This is a genomic window from Sulfitobacter sp. DSM 110093 (assembly GCF_022788715.1).
GTDB lineage: Bacteria > Pseudomonadota > Alphaproteobacteria > Rhodobacterales > Rhodobacteraceae > Sulfitobacter.
Genome location: NZ_CP085167.1, coordinates 2,099,542 through 2,117,069, shown reverse-complemented (window position 1 = coordinate 2,117,069; position 17,528 = coordinate 2,099,542). Strand labels below are relative to the sequence as shown.

Sequence of the window (17,528 nt, the reverse complement as noted above, 5' to 3'; positions counted from 1 at the left end):
ACCTTTGTCCGGGGTTTTCGCTGGATGTGACCGTGCGGGGGTCCAAAAGAAAAGGCCCCGCGTGTGGCGGGGCCTTTGAAATTGTGACGCAGCGCTTAGTGGCTGTGCTGCTTGTCCCAGTCTTCCTGTTTTGGAAGCTGTTCGAACGTGTGTTCGGGCGGTGGGCTGGGCAAGGTCCATTCCAGCGTGTCGGCGAACTCGTTCCACGGGTTGTTCGCGGTGGAGCGGGCGCCGCGTGTCAGCGTGTAGGCCATGATCCCGAAGAAGAACAGGAAGGAGGCGAAGCTGAGGAAGGCACCGATCGAAGACCACTGGTTCCAGTAGGCGAAGGCCTCAGGATAGTCGATGTAGCGGCGTGGCATGCCCTGACGGCCCAAGAAGTGCTGGGGGAAGAAGGTCAGGTTGGCGCCGATGAACATCGCCCAGAAGTGCAGTTTGCCTGCCCATTCGGGGTACATGCGGCCTGTCATCTTGGGCAGGTAGAAGTAGATGCCTGCGAAGATGGCAAAGACGGCACCGAGCGACATCACGTAGTGGAAGTGTGCCACGACGTAGTAGGTGTCGTGATAGGCGCGGTCCACGGCGGCCTGGCTCAGCACGATGCCGGTGACGCCACCGACGGTGAAGAGGAACAAGAAGCCAAAGGCCCAGAGCATCGGTGTTTTGAACTCGATAGAGCCGCCCCACATGGTGGCAATCCAGCTAAACACCTTTACCCCTGTCGGGACCGCGATGACCATGGTGGCCAGCATGAAGTAGGCCTGCTGGTTCAGGGTCATGCCCACGGTGTACATGTGGTGCGCCCAAACGACGAAGCCCAGTGCACCAATCGCGATGATCGCCCAAACCATCGGCAGGTAGCCGAAGACTGGTTTGCGCGAGAAGGTCGCGATGACGTGGGAGATGATACCAAAGCCCGGCAAGATGATGATGTACACTTCGGGGTGACCAAAGAACCACAGGATGTGCTGGTAGAGGATCGGGTCACCACCGCCTGCGGGATCAAAGAAGGCGAAGCCGAAGTTGCGGTCCATCAGCAGCATGGTGATCGCGCCCGCCAGAACCGGCAGGGACAAAAGGATCAGCCAGCTTGTAACAAAGATCGACCAAGCAAAGAGCGGCACTTTGAACAGTGTCATGCCGGGGGCACGCATGTTCAGGAAGGTGGTGATCATGTTGATCGCGCCAAGGATCGAAGACGCGCCCGATACGTGAACCGCAAAGATCGCGAAATCCATCGACATGCCTGCTTCGCGCACCGACAGCGGCGGGTAGAGAACCCAGCCCACGCCAGAGCCCAGTTGGCCGTTGCCGCCCGGTGTCAGCAGCGAGCAGACCGCCAGTGTCGTACCAGCGATATAGAGCCAGAAGCTGAGGTTGTTCATCCGTGGGAACGCCATGTCCGGTGCGCCGATTTGCAGCGGCATGAAGTAGTTGCCGAAACCCCCAAACAGGGCAGGAATCACAACAAAGAACATCATCAGGATGCCGTGGCCGGTGATTAACACGTTCCACAGGTGGCCGTTTGGCGTACAGGCCGCAGCGCTATCCGCGATGAAACGCGCGCCTTCCATACACATGTATTGAACGCCGGGATCCATGAGCTCAAGGCGCATGTAAACAGTGAATGCCACCGAGATAAGACCCACGCAGGCCGAGACGATCAGGTAAAGAATACCGATGTCTTTGTGGTTGGTGGACATGAACCACCGGGTAAAGAACCCCCGGTCGTCGTGGTGATCTTGGCCGTGAATGGCTGCGTCTGCCATGCGGTGCCTCCTGCAAATGAATTGGACACATGGCGCCATAGGCGGCGCATGCGTAGTCGCGCCCGTTTTAGAGCGCTCGCTTCGCGGGGGCAATGGGCGCGATGGTCGCAGGGAGGGTATTTTTTGCGCTGTTGTGGTCGCGGCCAAATCGGGCCTTGGGGCCGTTTGAGGCGCAGGTTCGCGTGGTCAGGGGGCGGTATCGCAGCTGCCTAACGGGTCGTTGGCAAAGACATCATCGAACGTGGCACGCAGGGCGAGATCTACATCATCCATTGTAACAGGCAGGCCAAGATCGACCAGTGAGGTCACCCCGTGATCGGCAATACCACAGGGGACGATGCCACCAAAATGGCTGAGGTCCGGCTCGACGTTGATGCTGATGCCGTGAAAGCTGACCCATTTGCGCAGCCTGATTCCAATCGCGGCGATCTTGTCTTCGGCAGGGCTGCCATCGACCTGTGCAGGCTTTTCGGGCCGTTGCACCCAAACACCGACGCGACCGGGGCGAATCTCTCCCCGTAGGTTGAATTGATCAAGGGTGGCGATCACCCAATTCTCAAGCTGGCGCACAAAGCAGCGCACATCGCGCCCGCGCGCGGCTACGTTCAGCATCACATAGGCCACGCGCTGTCCCGGCCCGTGATAGGTATACTGCCCGCCGCGCCGGGTGGGGTAGACGGGGAAGCGATCAGGCTCGGTGAGGTCTTCAGCCTTTGCCGATGTGCCAGCGGTGTAGAGCGGCGGATGCTCTACCAGCCATATACATTCTTCGGCCTCGCCTGCCGCGATGGCGCTCGCGCGCGCCTCCATCCACGCCTCGGCGGTGCGGTAATCGGTCAAGCCGTCGGTGATAATCCATTCAACCATGTGGATGCCTTAGCAAGACCTGTGCCGCACCGCCAGAGGCGGCACTTAGGCCGCCGCGTCGCGCTCTTGGAGAACCTTGCGCAGCATCTGCGCATAATTATCGGCGCCCTGCGCACCCGTGACGAGGTATTTGCCCTCAAATACCATTGAGGGGACACCGGAAATGCCGCGTGAGGTCCAGAATTCCTGCGCTTCGCGGGTTTGTTCGGCCAAGCTACCGCTGTTGAGAACCTCCAAGGCCTCGGCGCGGTCCAAACCGACGAGCGCGGCGACATCCACCAGCACGTCGGTATCATTTACATTGCTGCCTTGGGTGAAATGCGCATCAAAAAGGGCCATTTTGAGCGGGTGCTGCAAGCCCTTGGACTGCGCCCATGTCAGCAATTGATGCGCGGCAAATGTGTTTTGCATCCGGGTTTCATCAGAAAAGTTAAAAGTGAATCCCAAATCACGGCCCATATCCGACAGGCGCTTGCGATTCTCGACGGATTGCGCGGGGGTGGAGCCATATTTTTCGGCCAGATGTTCGGCCATGTTCTGACCTTCGGCGGGCATCTGAGGGTTTAGCTCGAAAGGATGCCAACGGATGTAAGCGCCGACACCCACGGCACCGAGCGCCTGTTCTAGCTGTTTGTAGCCAACGATACACCATGGGCACATGACATCCGACACGATGTCGATCTGCACGGTGGGGGCATCGGCTGGATTGGCTTGGGCGTTGGCGTGATCGGGGGCGGCGGCGTCTGCGGGCATGATGAAATCCTTTTTGCTTGCTCTATCAAGTGGCCTGCCGGGCGCGGTGTTTCAACGGTTGAGGTGCGAGATTGCGGCGCCCTAAAGGATTTGTGAATGGGGATTGCGTTTTCTGGGAGGTGGCCGAAGGTGCTGGTAAACTTATCGCCAACGGCGCGGGGGGCAGGGGGTGCCAAACGGCCAAATAAGCGGTTCGGAAAAAGACTGAAGAATTTTGCCGATTGCCTCTTCACAAGCCTCTGGTCTTTGGCTAAACCCCGCCCACCAACCATGGCGTGCGGTCGTGGCGGAATGGTAGACGCGCAGCGTTGAGGTCGCTGTGGGGTAACACCCGTGAGAGTTCGAGTCTCTCCGACCGCACCACCTTCTTTTGCTTTTGCAAAACGATGGTTGGAAAAATCCTGATAAAATTTGATCCTTGGCCTCGCTTATATCGGCGCGCAGCCTATCCTTGTGCTGCGCGGTATTCTGCCTGTTTTGCTGTAAATACGGCAGATGGACATGGGTAGCGCTGTTCACATCCGGGCAAGGCACCCCCAGAGTGTTTGTAACCTAGGCGGTGATGCCGTTTAAAGGTGAGAGAACAATGCCCGTGTGCGGCGGGCAGAGCAGAACCGGCACGGAAACCGGGGCGACGGGATGCAGGAGGGTAGCGCGTGGCGCATCAAGGGCAGACTCAAGGGGCGGCGATTTATCTCGCTCTTGGACTACTTCTTGGCGGGGGCGCTGCTGCGCAAGCCGCAGATCTGGCACTCACAGGGGTGGCTGAGGATTCAGAGCTTTATGCCACGCTGCGCGGTGGGTCCCTGTTGGCCGAGCAGACGGATCAGGATGAAGATGCCGAACCGGCTACGCCGCAGGAACTGGTTGCAGCGGCACAGGCCGACTACGGCAGGCTTTTAGCCCTTCTTTATGACAATGGATACTTTGGGCCGACCCTGAAAATCACGCTTGATGGCGTTGATGCCTCGGCAATTCCGCCTGTTCAGCCGCCGCGCCGAATTGATCGGGCGGTGATCACCGTCGATCCGGGGCCGAAATTCCGCTTTGGCCTGACCCGCATCGCCCCCGTCGCGCCAGAGACCGAATTGTCCGACGGCTTTGCCACCGGGGAAACCGCAAGCCTCGGCGTGCTGAAAGAGACCGTTTCCACCGGGATCAGCGGGTGGCGCGCCGTGGGCCATGCCAAGGCCGAATTGGCCGAGCAGGATTTGACCGCCAAACATCGAGAGCGTCTGATCGACGCTGATCTGCGCCTCGCTCCTGGCCCAAAACTGCGCTTTGGCGCGCTTACTGTGACCGGGAACGAAGATGTCCGCACCCAACGTTTGCTCGAAATCGCAGGCCTGCCGGAGGGGGAGGTGTTCTCTCCCGAAGAGTTGGACCTCGCGACCGAACGTCTGCGCCGCACTGGCGCTTTCGACGCTGTCGCATTGATCGAAGCCGATCGGATCGGCCCCAATAACACGCTGCCGATCACTGCTCAGATCACAGAAGCGCCCAAACGCCGCTTGGGCTTTGGTGCGGAACTGTCTTCGCTTGAGGGGCTGACGCTTAGCACCTTTTGGCTGCATCGCAATCTGTTGGGCGGGGCCGAACGGCTGCGTCTTTCGGCAGAGATTGAAGGCATTGGCGGGAACTCGGGGGGCGAAGACTATACGCTCTCTGCGCGTTTTGAACGGCCCGCGACCTTTAATGAAGATACAAACTTCTATGCGCTGGCGACGTTGGAGCAGTTGGACGAGGTGAATTACTTCTCTCGCCAATTGGACCTTGAAGCGGGGATCGAGCGGGTCGCGAATGAAAACCGTACCTATTCCGCGGGCCTTGGTCTGCGCGTGGCGGAAACGGAAGACGCGTTTGGCACCAATAACTATACCTTGCTAACCCTACCGCTGGGCGCCGAATTTGACTATCGTGACAAAGAGTTAGACGCGACCGAAGGGTATTACATTGATGCCAGCATCATGCCCTTTGTTGCTGTCTCCGGCTCTGCAAGCGGGCTGCGAACCTATTTCGATGCGCGCTATTATCGGACCTTTGGGACTGAGCGTCCGGTCACCCTGGCCTTCCGCGGTCAACTGGGTTCTGTAGCCGGGCCAGACCTGTCAGAGGCGCCTGCGGACTACCTCTTTTATTCTGGTGGGGGCGGCAGCGTGCGCGGGCAACCCTATCAATCGCTGGGTGTTGATCTGGCCAGTGGCGACACCGTTGGCGGGCGCAGCTTCGCGGGCGTTTCGGCCGAGGCACGTGTTAAACTGACCGAGAAGATCGGCGTCGTGGGCTTTGCCGACGCGGGCTATATCGGTTCAGAAGAGTTCTATGATGGATCGGGCACTTGGCATTCCGGTGCGGGGCTTGGCTTGCGCTATGCAACGGGGATCGGCCCCATTCGGCTGGATGTGGCGGTGCCAACGTCGGGGCCGGAGGTGGATGAAGATTTCCAAGTCTATATCGGGATCGGGCAGGCGTTTTAATGCGACAGTTTCTCAAATTTCTCACCGCCAGCTTTGTCTATCTTGCCTGTCTCTCTCCGGCTTTCGCGCAGGATGATGACAAGGGCTTTTTGACGCGCACCATTCAGGACGCGCTTAGCGGGGCCGGGCGTACGGTCAGCATTGATGGTTTTGCCGGGGCGCTCAGCTCGGCTGCTTCTTTCGATCGGATGACCATTTCCGATGATGATGGCATCTGGCTGACGCTGGAAGACGTGGTGCTGGATTGGAACCGCTCGGCCCTGCTGCGCGGTCGCTTAGAGGTTGAACAATTGACCGCCGGGCGGTTGGATGTTGAACGCCTGCCTGTCAGTGATGAGGTCGATCTGCCTGATGCCGAAGCCAAACCCTTCGCGTTGCCCGATCTGCCAGTATCCATTGAAATTGCAGACTTTTCCGTGGATGAGATCAACCTAGGTGAGCCGATCTTGGGCGAGGCGGCGCAGTTGTCTGTCAAGGCCAATGCACGCCTGACCGATCAGGTCGGTATCGTCGATTTTCAGGCCCGCCGCACGGATGGCACACGGGGTGAGTTTAACATTCAGGCTGATTTCGACCGCACGGAAAGTGTCCTTGATCTGCTGTTGGAACTTACCGAAGACCCCGAAGGCATCGCCTCCAAGCTGCTGAATCTGCCGGGCCAACCGTCCGTTCAGATGTCGGTCAAAGGCGCAGGGCCATTGGATGATTTCGCCACCGATGTGACAATCGCTACCGATGGCGAAGAACGTCTGGCAGGGCAGGTGACGCTAGGCACGCAAAGCTCTGAGCGTACGGGCGACGGACCGGACCGTCGCATTCAGGCCGACATCGGCGGTGACATCACCGCACTGCTGGCCCCGCGCTATCGTGAGTTTTTTGGCGAAGACGTGCGTCTGGCGCTGGATGCGCTGTTGCAAAGCAATGGTGCTGTTGATGTCAGCAGCTTCACCCTTGCGGCGAATTCCGTCGATCTTGAGGGTAAGGTCACGCTGAACCAAGAGAAATGGCCGACACTGATCGACATTTCCGGCCGTATTGCCAACCCCGATGGCACCTCGACGCTCTTGCCTGTTTCCGGTGATGGCACGCGGGTTGAGGCTGTGACTTTGCGGGTGGACTACGATGCCGCCGATGGGGACCGGTTTGAGAGTGCCTTTGACATTACCGGGCTGGACACTGGCGCGGTGCAAATTGCCGAAACCAAACTTGCCCTTGATGGGATCCTTGAGGGCGATCTGGGCAGCTTGGGGCAGTTCCTTGGCGATGTGACCTTTGCCACCGAGGGGCTGACGCTGACCGATCCGGCCAGTTCAGCGGCCATTGGTGACGCGATCACCGGCAGCGCCGAGATCCGTTTTGTCGAGGGAGAGCCGATTGAGATCAACGGCCTGACGCTTGCGGGCGAAGATTACGGTCTTACCGGTGAAGCGGCGATTGATGGTGTGGATGCCGGGCTGTTGACCCAGTTGAAGATGACGCTCGAAGCCAAGGATATCAGCCGCTTTTCCGCGCTTGCAGGCCGCGATATTTCAGGGGCCACTGCACTTGCGCTGAATGGGACCGTGACCCCCTTGGGCGGTATGTTTGTTCTGGCAATTGCAGGTGGTACGGATGACCTGCAAATCGGTATTGAACAGGCTGATGCGGTTTTGGCGGGGCGTACCAGCCTAAGCATGGTGGCAAAACGTAATGAAACCGGGACCTTCCTGCGCGAGCTTGATCTGAAAAATGACGCGCTTGAGTTGACCGGCGATGTCGAACTGCGCAGTGAAGACAGCCGCGCCGCGCTCGATTTCGCATTGGCCGATATCGGTCTGGTACTGCCACAATACGAAGGTCCAGTTTCGGTCAAGGCAACTGCGGTGCAAGAGGCGCGCGGTTGGGTTGTGGATGCTGTTACCGATGGCCCTTATGACGCTGCGCTAACCGTTTCGGGCTTGGCCACGGGCGATAACGCGCAGATTGATTTTACCGCTGATATCCCCCGAATCGAAGATTTTGTGCCGGATGCGGACATTACCGGGCCGGTCACGGCCAAGGGCGATCTGCGCCAAACGCCGCAAGGCTGGCAGATCAATACGGACGCCAGCGGCCCGCTGAATGCACAGGCGTCTGTCAGAGGGCTGGTTTCGCCCCGTGTTGATGTGGCCTTTGATCTGGCGCTTCCAGATGTTCAACCCCTCGTCCCGCAGGTTAACGGCGGGGTAGAGGCCAGCGGCACGGTGGAGCAAACCGATCAGGGCTTTGTCGTCGACACAATCGCGAATGGCCCCTACGGCAGTCGCGTGTCGGTGGAAGGTTTGGCAACAGGCCCCGATATGGCGCTGAGTTTCGATCTTTCCGTGCCTGATGTCAGCCCGCTTGCCCCCGGCGTGAACGGTCCGCTATCGGCCAAGGGCAATGTCCGTCAAACATCTGATGGGATTGCCGTAGATGTAGATGCAAATGGCCCTTATGGCAGCAGTGCCATGGTCGAGGGGCTGGTGACGGGAGAAGTGTCGCTGAAGTTCGACGTCTCTGTGCCGAACGTTAATCCACTGGTGCCAAGTGTCTCAGGGTCTTTCGCGGCCAATGGCACGGCGCGTCAGACGGATGCAGGTGTTGTGCTTGATGCCAGCGCAAGCGGCCCTTACGGCGCGCAGGCAACTGTCGATGGGCTGGTGACTGGCCCCAATGCCGATGTCGATTTCCAGTTGAACGTGCCCGACATCGGCGCGCTGGTCGACCAAGTGAACGGCCCACTCAGTGTCGCAGGCTCGGCCCGGCGCGAGGGGGAGGCATGGCGGATCGACACCAATGCCAACGGCCCTGCTGGTACGCAGGCCAGCGTTGCTGGGTTGGTGAATGCCGATGGCTCGCTAAACATTGATATTGCAGGCAATGCCCCGCTTGGGTTGTCGCGGCCCTTCCTCGCGCCGCGCAACCTGCAAGGGCAGGCGCAATTTGATTTGCAGATCAATGGACCAGCGGCGTTGTCTTCGGTTAGCGGGCGTATCTCGACGAATAATGCGACATTCACTGCGCCGAACCTGCGGGTCGCTTTGCAGGGGATCGATGCTGACATTCAGCTTGGCAATAACCGCGCACAGTTAAATGTGACAGGCCAAGCGGTGGATGGCGGGCAGCTTAACGTGGCCGGAGCGGTCACCCTGACGCCTGCCTTGCCCGCGGATATCAACATCGCTGTGCGCAACCTCGTCTATGCGGACCCAAGCCTTTATAGCACCACACTGAACGGGGATTTGCGTCTCGCTGGCCCGCTGAGCGGCGGTGCGCAGATTACCGGTGTGATCAACGCGGGCGAGACGAATATTCAGGTGCCCGCGACCGGGTTGACCTCGATCGGGGACATCCCGCAGATCACCCAGGTCAACGCGCCAGCCGATGTTCTGGCGACGCGCCGCAAGGCGGGGCTCGATGGGGCCGATGCGGGTGACGATCCGACCGAGACATCCTCTGGCGCTGGTTTTGGGCTCAACCTGCAGATCAACGCGCCGAACCGCATCTTTGTGCGCGGCCGCGGGCTGGATGCGGAACTAGGCGGCGCGTTGAACCTCAGCGGCACCACCAACCGCATTATCTCTGCTGGGCGGTTTGAGTTGATCCGAGGGCGGCTGGATATCTTGGGCAAACGTTTTTTGCTGGATGAGGGGTCGGTTCAGTTTCAGGGTGATTTCATTCCTTACATCCGGTTCGTTACCTCAACCGATACCGAGGCGGGAGAGGTGCGTGTGATTGTCAGTGGCCCCGCGAATGAGCCGGAGGTTACCTTTGAATCAACCCCCGCCGCGCCACAGGATGAAGTGCTGTCGCAATTGCTTTTCGGGCGTAACATCTCGGAAATCTCGGCCTTTCAGGCGCTGCAACTTGCCAGCGCCGTGGCGACCCTTGCAGGCCGTGGGGGCGACGGGATAATCGGCAACCTGCGCGAAGGCTTTGGATTGGATGATCTTGATGTGACCACCACCGACGACGGCGCCACGGCGCTGCGGTTGGGGAAATATCTGACGGACAATGTCTATACCGATGTCACGGCCGCCTCTGACGGGACTGGCGAGGTCTCCCTCAACCTCGACATCAGCGAGAGCCTGACGGCGAAGGGCACGCTCGGCTCCGATGGCGACAGCAGCATCGGGATCTTCTTTGAGCGGGATTATTAAGAACGAGGGCGCCTTGCGGGGCGCCCTTGGTTTTACAGGCGATTAAGCTTCGTCGCGTGGGGTAAAGCGGCCATAACGGCCTTGGTCAAACATCAACCCCGCGGCGCCGTCCTCGCGCAGTGCGGCCTGTCGGACATGGCCCAAGATCAGCGAATGATCGCCCGCTGCGTGCACCGCGTAGGTATTGCAGTGAAACCGCGCAAGGCAGCCTGCAAAAGTGGGCACGCCTGCTGCATCCTCGGTCCAGTCGAACCCGCCAAAGTCATGGCCCTGTGTGGCGAAACGCTGGGCCAATTCCTCTTGATCCGCGCCAAGCACGTGAATGCAAAATGACGCCGCTGCGGTAAAACTATCGTGCCGCTTGGATGAAATCGCAGGCGACCACAGCACCAAAGGCGGATCAAGCGAGACAGAGGCGAAAGAATTCGCCGTCATCCCCATCGGGCCCTGCGCAGTTTTAACGGTGACCACAGTCACACCGGTGCCAAAACGCCCAAAGGCGCGGCGCAGAGCAGTGGCATCGCCACTGTCGGGGGAAAAGGGGATCAGATCATCGTTCATAGCGACAAGCGGTGCCATGTGGACGCTGATTTGTCCAGCGGTGCCGGCGCGTCGTATCGCCATCTTACTGCGCGGATATCCGTCGCTTGCGAAACTCAAAGGAACCCTTGTCAGGGGCGGGCGTTGTGTCTGCGATGAGAGGCAACATCAGGGCCCAAGTGGCGTTGATGCTGGCTGTCGGAAGGGAGCGGGGCGCATGATGTGTACCGTTCTACCGGGCACCCGAATGCCGTTCACAACAGATAGGTGCGCAAGATTGCACCGGAAAGTGACAGACAATGATGAATGCAACCAAACTGACCCTCGGCGCCGCCCTGTCGAGCGCCACCGCCTTTGGCTCGACCGCGATGGCCGATGACAATGAGACAGTCGATCACGCCGAAATCGGGTCGCTGTCTTGCGATGTGGGTGATGGCACTGGCTTTGTCTTTGGTTCTACCCGTGAACTCACATGTACCTTTAACCCCATCGAAGATGGGCTCGAAGATGAGACCTATGTCGGTGAGATCAACCGTTGGGGTGTCGATATCGGCAAAACCCAGAACGGCCAAATGTCTTGGCTAGTGCTGGCCCCGACCGAGCAGGAGTATTCCGAAGGCGGCCTGAACGGCAGCTATAAAGGTGTCTCTGCAGAAGCAACCGTGGGTGTGGGCGCCGGTGCAAACCTGATGACGGGTGGGTCCGAGAACACGCTGGCCCTTCAGCCGCTGAGCGTGAACACCCAGACCGGCGTGAACTTTGCCGTGGGCGTGGGTGAAATTAACCTGCAGCGCGTCGAAGGCTGAGCCTGAGCGATAGATTTAAAAGAGCTGGGCCGTCCCTTGGGGCGGCCCTTTTCTAATTGCCGCATATCACAGCTTGGGAAGTTGATCTCCGGCCCGAACGCTACCGTCCTGCACGATTTTGCACAGGACACCGCGCAACCGATGCGGGCGGTTTTCCTTTCGGTTGATCCAGCGCAGGCTATCTTGGCCATAGCGGTCGCGCCATTTGATGCAGCCGTTATTGAACTTGTCGCTCACCTCCAGCACCGCCGATCCAGCCTGTAGCCGTGTGCCGACGGGCAGGTTCTCATGGCTGAGATCCATGTCCACGATCATCGTGTCGCCGGGGTGGACCGTATGGTCGCGGTCGCGCCAGCAGAGGTCCATCACTCTTTTAGACAGGATCGACACTTGGATGCGCGGGTCTGGGCTCCCGTCGGGTAGGGTGAGCCAAGGCTTTTCGGTCCAGCGTTCGCCGAGGATGCCTTCGGCCTCGGTCAGATCCAGATGCTCTGGAAACTGTCGCAGGCCGTAGTCGGGACGAAAGCATAGCTGAAGGATGGGTGCCGCATCTTTCGGCGCGGCGAGAATCTCCGGCAGGGAGGCATCGCACTCCTCTGCTGTGGCATGTCGCGCGGTTTGTGGGGCGATGATCTGGTCCATGTCTCTCTTTCTTTTGCTGCACGGCGCGGGGGCGGGCGGCCACCCGCGCCATGCAACGCCTTAGCGATTCATCCGGTTGTCGATAAGATCATCCACAACGCTCGGATCCGCCAGCGTCGATGTATCCCCCAATGCGCCATAGTCGTTTTCGGCGATTTTGCGCAGGATACGGCGCATGATCTTGCCCGAGCGGGTTTTCGGCAGGCCGGGCGCCCATTGGATCAGATCGGGCGAGGCGATGGGACCGATTTCCTGCCGCACCCAGTTGCGCAGTTCGCTGCGCAGATCATCGGAAGGCTCTTCACCGCTCATCAAGGTGACATAGCAATAGATGCCCTGACCTTTGACATCATGCGGGTAGCCGACCACGGCGGCTTCGGCCACTTTGTCATGGGCAACCAGCGCGCTTTCGACTTCGGCAGTGCCCATACGGTGGCCTGAGACGTTGATCACATCATCCACGCGGCCCGTGATCCAATAGTCGCCGTCGGCATCGCGCTTGCAGCCGTCACCGGTGAAGTAATAACCGGGGTAATCCGCGAAATAGGTTTTCTCGAACCGTTCATGATCCCCCCAAACAGTGCGCATCTGACCCGGCCAGCTGTCGGCGATGCAAAGCACGCCCTCGGCGGGGTTGCCCTCAATCTCTTTGCCTGAGGTCGGGTCCAGCACCACCGGCTTGATGCCAAAGAAGGGTTTCATCGCCGCGCCGGGCTTCATGTCATGGGCGCCGGGCAGAGGGGTCATCAGATGGCCGCCGGTCTCGGTCTGCCACCATGTATCGACGATCGGGCAGCGGCCGTGGCCGACCACTTCGTGATACCAGTTCCACGCCTCGGGATTGATCGGCTCGCCCACGGTGCCAAGGATGCGCAGCGACGACAGATCGCTTTTGGTGACGAATTCCTTGCCTTGCCCCATCAGGGCGCGGATTGCCGTGGGGGCAGTGTAGAACTGCGTGACTTTGTGCTTTTCGCAGACCTGCCAGAAGCGGCTGGCGTCAGGGTAGGTGGGCACGCCTTCGAACATGAGCGTGGTGGCACCATTGGCCAGCGGGCCATAGACGATATAGCTGTGGCCGGTGACCCAGCCCACGTCTGCCGTACACCAGTAGACGTCGCCGTCGTGGTAATCAAATGTCACCTCATGGGTCAGGGCCGCATAGGTGATATAGCCGCCGGTGGTATGGACCACGCCCTTGGGCTGGCCGGTGGAGCCGGAGGTGTAGAGGATGAAGAGCGGGTCTTCGGCACCGACTGCGGTGGGTTCGCAGGTGTCGGCGGCATCCTTAATCAGCGCGTTGTAATCGCGGTCGCGGGCGTCGTTCCACGCGACGTCTCCACCCGTGCGGCGTACGACAAGGCATTGAACGCTGGCATCACATTGCGCCAACGCCGTGTCGGCATTGGCCTTGAGCGGGGTGGCCTTGCCGCCGCGCGGGGCCTCATCCGCGGTGATCACGACCTTGGCTTCGCAGCCGTTGACGCGGGCGGCCAGCGCATCCGGGGAGAACCCCGCGAAAACGATGGAATGGATCGCGCCGATCCGCGCGCAGGCCAGCATGGCATAGGCGGCCTCGGGGATCATTGGCATGTAGATGATGACGCGGTCGCCTTTATCAACGCCCAGATCGCGCAGCACATTGGCCATACGGCAGGTGGCGCTGTGCAACTCGCGATAGCTGATGTGTTTGGCGTCATCCTCGGGGCTGTCTGGCTCCCAGATGATCGCGGTCTGATCGCCGCGCTTTTCTAGATGGCGGTCGATGCAATTTGCGCTGACGTTCAACTCACCATCCGCAAACCAGTTGATGCTGACTGATCCAAGGTCAAAGTTGACATCGCGCACTTGGGTGAAGGGTTTGATCCAGTCGATCCGCTGCGCCTGTTCGCGCCAGAAACCGTCGGTGTCGGTGACGGATGCTTGGTACATCTTGTCGTAGGTCTGCGCATCCACATGGGCGCGGGCGGCCATGTCGGCGGATGGCGGATAGGTCTTTGCGGTGGCGTCGGACATGGTGGTTCCTCCCTTGATGTTCGCGTCTTGCCACGGGGCGCGGGTCTCCCCTGCTTTCCGTGGCCTCCTCCTAAGCTGGATCATAGCGGCCCGTGAAAAGAAGTGAATAAGCAACTGGATTACAAGGGCTTGCCTGTAAAGCTTTTTCCCGTCTGCCGGGATGTCTGTAAATTTTCTTTGGCGAAGAAGCGATTAGGAAGATTTTTCAATACCTTGACAGTCAAACACGCGGCGACTGTCTTGCGGCTGTCGTATTTGCGCGGCATGACGGGGTTGGCAGGCTCCGCCCCGCGGGGTAGCCTGTGCGCCAATCCGCCCATAAGGGGGGGGGATTTTAGGGAGAGAAATCATGAATAAACTGCTGAGCGGCGCCGCCGCCTGTGCGCTGAGCGTTGCCTTTGTCGGCCAAGCTGCCGCGACCGAATGGAACGCCTCCGTTTGGGGCAAGCGCCGCGCCTTCACCGAACATGTCGAAAAGATCGCCGAACTGGTGAGCGAGAAGACCAACGGCGAATTTACCATCAACGTCAGCTACGGCGGCCTGTCCAAGAACCGTGAGAACCTCGACGGTATCTCCATCGGTGCTTTCGAGATGGCCCAGTTCTGCGCCGGCTACCACGCCGACAAGAACCGCGCGATCACCGTGCTGGAACTGCCGTTTCTGGGGGTAAGCAACCTCGAAGAGGAAGTCGCGGTTTCCAAAGCGGTCTATGACCACCCCGCCGTCGCCAAAGAGATGGCACAGTGGAATGCGAAAATGCTGATGACTTCGCCCATGCCACAGTACAACCTTGTCGGCACCGGCGATCCGCGCACCACGTTGGAAGATTTCGACGGCATGCGCGTCCGCGCCACCGGCGGTCTGGGCAAAGCCTTCGAAGCCGTAGGCGGTGTGCCGACATCCGTGACTTCTTCGGAAGCATATAACGCGATGGAATCCGGTGTTGTCGACACCGTGGCCTTCGCCCAGCACGCGCACCTCAGCTTTGGCACGATCAACAAAGCCGATTGGTGGACTGCAAACCTCAACCCCGGCACTGTGAACTGCCCCGTTGTGGTGAACATCGACGCCTATGACTCGCTCAGCGACGCAGAGCGCGAAGCGCTTGATGGTTCCGTCGATGAGGCGCTGGATCACTACCTCGCTAACTACGGCGAACTGCTTGAGCGTTGGGATTCCGTTCTTGAAGAAAAGGGCGTTGAGAAGGTCGAATTTACCCCAGAGGTAATCGCCGAGTTCAAAGCCAAAGCGGCTGACCCTGCGCGTGAAGCATGGATCAAAGACATGGAAGCCCAAGGCATTCCGGGTCAGGAACTTTACGATCTCGTGATCGAAACGCTGGAAAAAGAGCAGGCGTCGAACTAAGCCCTGCCACGCAGGACTGTGAGGGCCGTGCGGCAAACCGCGCGGCCCTTTCGACTTTTGAAACGAAACAAACAGACTTTCTGAAAAGGAGAGCCGATGGCCGGATCATCCGCCGTGCTGGAGGACAGCAGCCTCCTCAGCCGCCTCGACCGGGGCCTGCTGAAGCTAGAGACCATCTTTGCCCTGATCTCGGGGATTGCCGTTTTCATGTTGATGGTGCTGGCCGTTTGGTCCGTGGGGGGGCGCAAGTTCTTTTCCACGCCACTGGCGGGCTATGTCGACTGGATCGAAGCGGCGATGCCCTTCATCGCCATTATGGGCATTGCCTATACCCAACGTATGGGCGGGCATGTGCGCATGGACATCCTGATTGGGCAGTTGAAGGGCCGTGCGCTTTGGGCGGCGGAACTGCTGTCGGTGGTGCTGATCCTGCTCTTGATGCTGGCGCTCACATGGGGCGCTTGGGCGCATTTCGACCGCAGCTTTGATATGGCCGCCCCGATGTGGAGCCGCGACAGCTCGATCGACATCGGCCTGCCGATCTGGCCCAGCAAACTGGTGGTGCCGCTGGCCTTTGCCGTGATCTCCTTGCGGCTTTGCCTGCAAATCTGGGGCTATGGCCGGGCCTTAGTGTTGGGGCTGGAACGCCCCGTGGCCGTGCCGCTGGTGCAATCGGCGGCGGAACAAGCAATGGCCGAGGCCGAACAACTGGATGGACGTGACTGATGGATCCTATTGAAATCGGCCTTTGGGTCTCGGGCGGCATGCTGCTTATGGTGGTGCTTGGCATGCGGGTGGCCTTTGCCGCCGCCATGGCCGGGCTTATCGGCCTTATCTGGATTTTCTGGGCCAAGAAGGGCATGGAGTGGGACCAGCTTGGCTGGGCGCTGACCGTGGCAATCAAGACCGCCGGGCAGGTGCCGCACTCGAAAGTATCAAGCCAGACACTCTCACTGATCCCCACCTTCATTCTGATCGGCTTTCTGGCCTATTACGCAGGTCTGACCAAAGCGATCTTTGAGGCAGCGAAACGTTGGTTCGCTTGGGTGCCGGGCGGTTTGGCGGTTTCGACCGTTTTTGCCACAGCAGGTTTTGCGGCCGTGTCGGGTGCTTCGGTTGCGACGGCTGCGGTTTTCGCACGGATCGCCATTCCCGAAATGCTCAAGATCGGCTATAACAAGCAATTCGCGGCGGGTGTCGTGGCAGCTGGGGGCACGCTGGCCTCGCTGATCCCGCCCTCGGCGATCTTGGTGATCTATGCGATCATTGTTGAGCAGGACGTGGGCAAGCTGCTGTTGGCGGGCTTTATCCCCGGTGCCTTTTCGGCGGTGGTCTATGCGGTGTTGATCATCGGCATCGCCATGATCTGGAAGAACGTCGGCCCGCCGGTGACCGGCTTCACATGGCGTGAACGCTTTGCCTCGTTGCCTGCCGCGCTGCCGATTGTCGCGGTGGTCGTGATCATCATCTTCTTCGTCTACAACCCCTTTGGCGATGCATGGGGCACCCCGACAGAAGGCGGCGCCGTGGGGGCCTTTATCGTCTTCTGCATGGCGGTCTTCCGTGGGATGCGTTTGGCGGAGTTGAAGGACGCGCTGTTGGAGACGGCCAAGCTGACAGTGATGATCTTCACCATCATCTGGGGCGTCTTGATCTATGTACGCTTCTTGGGCTTTGCCGATCTGCCGGGCGCATTCGCCGATTGGATTTCATCGCTCGAAACCTCGCCGATGCTGATCCTGATCTGCATCCTGCTGGCCTATGCCGTTTTGGGCATGTTCATGGATGCGATCGGAATGTTGCTGCTGACGCTGCCCGTGGTTTACCCGGCGGTGATGGCGCTCAACGGGGGCGAATTCGTCTCGGCGGCGGACAGTGCCTTTGGCATGTCCGGCCCGATGTGCGCGATCTGGTTCGGTATTCTGGTGGTGAAGATGGCGGAGTTCTGTTTGATCACGCCGCCCATCGGCCTCAACTGCTTTGTCGTCGCGGGCGTGCGCCCCGACCTCAGCGTGCAGGACGTGTTCCGCGGTGTGATGCCCTTCTTCGTTGCTGACGCGGTGACCATTGGCTTGCTGGTGGCCTTCCCGCAGATCGTGCTCTGGCTGCCGTCCCTCGCGGGCTAGGCAGGC

12 protein-coding genes and 1 tRNA gene are annotated in these 17,528 nt (G+C 59.8%); 7 read left to right on the top strand and 6 right to left on the bottom strand.

The window, feature by feature from the left end:
• Positions 1-95 precede the first annotated feature (95 nt).
• The 3 genes from ctaD to DSM110093_RS10315 all read right to left on the bottom strand — a co-directional run bounded on the left by ctaD (position 96) and on the right by DSM110093_RS10315 (position 3,389).
• Positions 96-1,769, bottom strand: a complete 1,674-nt coding sequence (ctaD, locus tag DSM110093_RS10325; protein ID WP_243264961.1) for a cytochrome c oxidase subunit I — start codon at positions 1,767-1,769, stop codon at positions 96-98.
• A gap of 186 nt (positions 1,770-1,955) precedes the next feature.
• The gene (gene lipB / locus DSM110093_RS10320) at positions 1,956-2,636 is read right to left on the bottom strand and encodes a lipoyl(octanoyl) transferase LipB (RefSeq protein WP_243264960.1); all 681 of its coding nucleotides are present in this window, start codon (positions 2,634-2,636) and stop codon (positions 1,956-1,958) included.
• A gap of 45 nt (positions 2,637-2,681) precedes the next feature.
• On the bottom strand, positions 2,682-3,389 hold the full coding sequence (locus tag DSM110093_RS10315) for a DsbA family oxidoreductase (protein WP_243264959.1): 708 nt from the start codon (positions 3,387-3,389) through the stop codon (positions 2,682-2,684).
• Between the two features lie 277 nt (positions 3,390-3,666).
• On the opposite strand from DSM110093_RS10315, the gene DSM110093_RS10310 reads away from it, so the two are divergent.
• The 3 genes from DSM110093_RS10310 (at position 3,667) to DSM110093_RS10300 (ending at position 10,026) form a co-directional block, all read left to right on the top strand.
• Positions 3,667-3,752, top strand: a tRNA-Leu gene (locus DSM110093_RS10310).
• 293 nt (positions 3,753-4,045) lie between these two features.
• Entirely contained in the window at positions 4,046-5,866 is a 1,821-nt protein-coding gene (locus tag DSM110093_RS10305) for an autotransporter assembly complex family protein (RefSeq protein ID WP_243264958.1), read from the top strand.
• Positions 5,866-10,026 carry a translocation/assembly module TamB domain-containing protein gene (locus DSM110093_RS10300; RefSeq protein WP_243264957.1) on the top strand — a complete coding sequence of 1,387 codons (4,161 nt, stop codon included), beginning with the start codon at positions 5,866-5,868 and terminating at the stop codon, positions 10,024-10,026. The genes DSM110093_RS10305 and DSM110093_RS10300 overlap by 1 nt, the downstream gene beginning before the upstream one ends.
• 42 nt (positions 10,027-10,068) lie before the next feature.
• Here the strand turns inward: DSM110093_RS10300 and DSM110093_RS10295 are convergent, their stop codons facing one another.
• Positions 10,069-10,587, bottom strand: coding sequence for a flavin reductase family protein (locus DSM110093_RS10295; protein ID WP_243267712.1), 519 nt, complete (start codon positions 10,585-10,587; stop codon positions 10,069-10,071).
• A 278-nt stretch (positions 10,588-10,865) separates the two neighbouring features.
• Between DSM110093_RS10295 and DSM110093_RS10290 the strand changes: the two genes are divergently transcribed.
• On the top strand, positions 10,866-11,372 hold the full coding sequence (locus DSM110093_RS10290) for a DUF992 domain-containing protein (RefSeq protein ID WP_243264956.1): 507 nt from the start codon (positions 10,866-10,868) through the stop codon (positions 11,370-11,372).
• Positions 11,373-11,438: 66 nt separating this feature from the next.
• On the opposite strand, the gene DSM110093_RS10285 is transcribed toward DSM110093_RS10290, so the two are convergent.
• Both DSM110093_RS10285 and acs read right to left on the bottom strand, forming a co-directional pair.
• On the bottom strand, positions 11,439-12,014 hold the full coding sequence (locus DSM110093_RS10285; RefSeq protein WP_243264955.1) for a hypothetical protein: 576 nt from the start codon (positions 12,012-12,014) through the stop codon (positions 11,439-11,441).
• Between the two features lie 60 nt (positions 12,015-12,074).
• The gene (acs, locus tag DSM110093_RS10280; protein WP_243264953.1) at positions 12,075-14,030 is read right to left on the bottom strand and encodes an acetate--CoA ligase; all 1,956 of its coding nucleotides are present in this window, start codon (positions 14,028-14,030) and stop codon (positions 12,075-12,077) included.
• 349 nt (positions 14,031-14,379) lie between these two features.
• Between acs and DSM110093_RS10275 the strand changes: the two genes are divergently transcribed.
• From DSM110093_RS10275 to DSM110093_RS10265, 3 genes are all read left to right on the top strand, one after another.
• Positions 14,380-15,396, top strand: a complete 1,017-nt coding sequence (locus tag DSM110093_RS10275) for a C4-dicarboxylate TRAP transporter substrate-binding protein (RefSeq protein WP_243264952.1) — start codon at positions 14,380-14,382, stop codon at positions 15,394-15,396.
• A gap of 96 nt (positions 15,397-15,492) precedes the next feature.
• On the top strand, positions 15,493-16,122 hold the full coding sequence (locus tag DSM110093_RS10270) for a TRAP transporter small permease (RefSeq protein ID WP_243264951.1): 630 nt from the start codon (positions 15,493-15,495) through the stop codon (positions 16,120-16,122).
• On the top strand, positions 16,122-17,522 hold the full coding sequence (locus DSM110093_RS10265; RefSeq protein WP_243264950.1) for a TRAP transporter large permease: 1,401 nt from the start codon (positions 16,122-16,124) through the stop codon (positions 17,520-17,522). The genes DSM110093_RS10270 and DSM110093_RS10265 overlap by 1 nt, the downstream gene beginning before the upstream one ends.
• The last annotated feature ends 6 nt before the right edge of the window (positions 17,523-17,528 follow it).

Coding starts and splice junctions, on each gene's coding strand:
- ctaD (WP_243264961.1), bottom strand. CDS start 1,769: ATGGCAGACGCAGCCATTCACGGCCAAGATCACCACGACGACCGGGGG.
- lipB (WP_243264960.1), bottom strand. CDS start 2,636: ATGGTTGAATGGATTATCACCGACGGCTTGACCGATTACCGCACCGCC.
- DSM110093_RS10300 (WP_243264957.1), top strand. CDS start 5,866: ATGCGACAGTTTCTCAAATTTCTCACCGCCAGCTTTGTCTATCTTGCC.
- DSM110093_RS10290 (WP_243264956.1), top strand. CDS start 10,866: ATGATGAATGCAACCAAACTGACCCTCGGCGCCGCCCTGTCGAGCGCC.
- DSM110093_RS10270 (WP_243264951.1), top strand. CDS start 15,493: ATGGCCGGATCATCCGCCGTGCTGGAGGACAGCAGCCTCCTCAGCCGC.
- DSM110093_RS10285 (WP_243264955.1), bottom strand. CDS start 12,014: ATGGACCAGATCATCGCCCCACAAACCGCGCGACATGCCACAGCAGAG.
- DSM110093_RS10295 (WP_243267712.1), bottom strand. CDS start 10,587: ATGAACGATGATCTGATCCCCTTTTCCCCCGACAGTGGCGATGCCACT.
- acs (WP_243264953.1), bottom strand. CDS start 14,030: ATGTCCGACGCCACCGCAAAGACCTATCCGCCATCCGCCGACATGGCC.
- DSM110093_RS10275 (WP_243264952.1), top strand. CDS start 14,380: ATGAATAAACTGCTGAGCGGCGCCGCCGCCTGTGCGCTGAGCGTTGCC.
- DSM110093_RS10265 (WP_243264950.1), top strand. CDS start 16,122: ATGGATCCTATTGAAATCGGCCTTTGGGTCTCGGGCGGCATGCTGCTT.
- DSM110093_RS10315 (WP_243264959.1), bottom strand. CDS start 3,389: ATGCCCGCAGACGCCGCCGCCCCCGATCACGCCAACGCCCAAGCCAAT.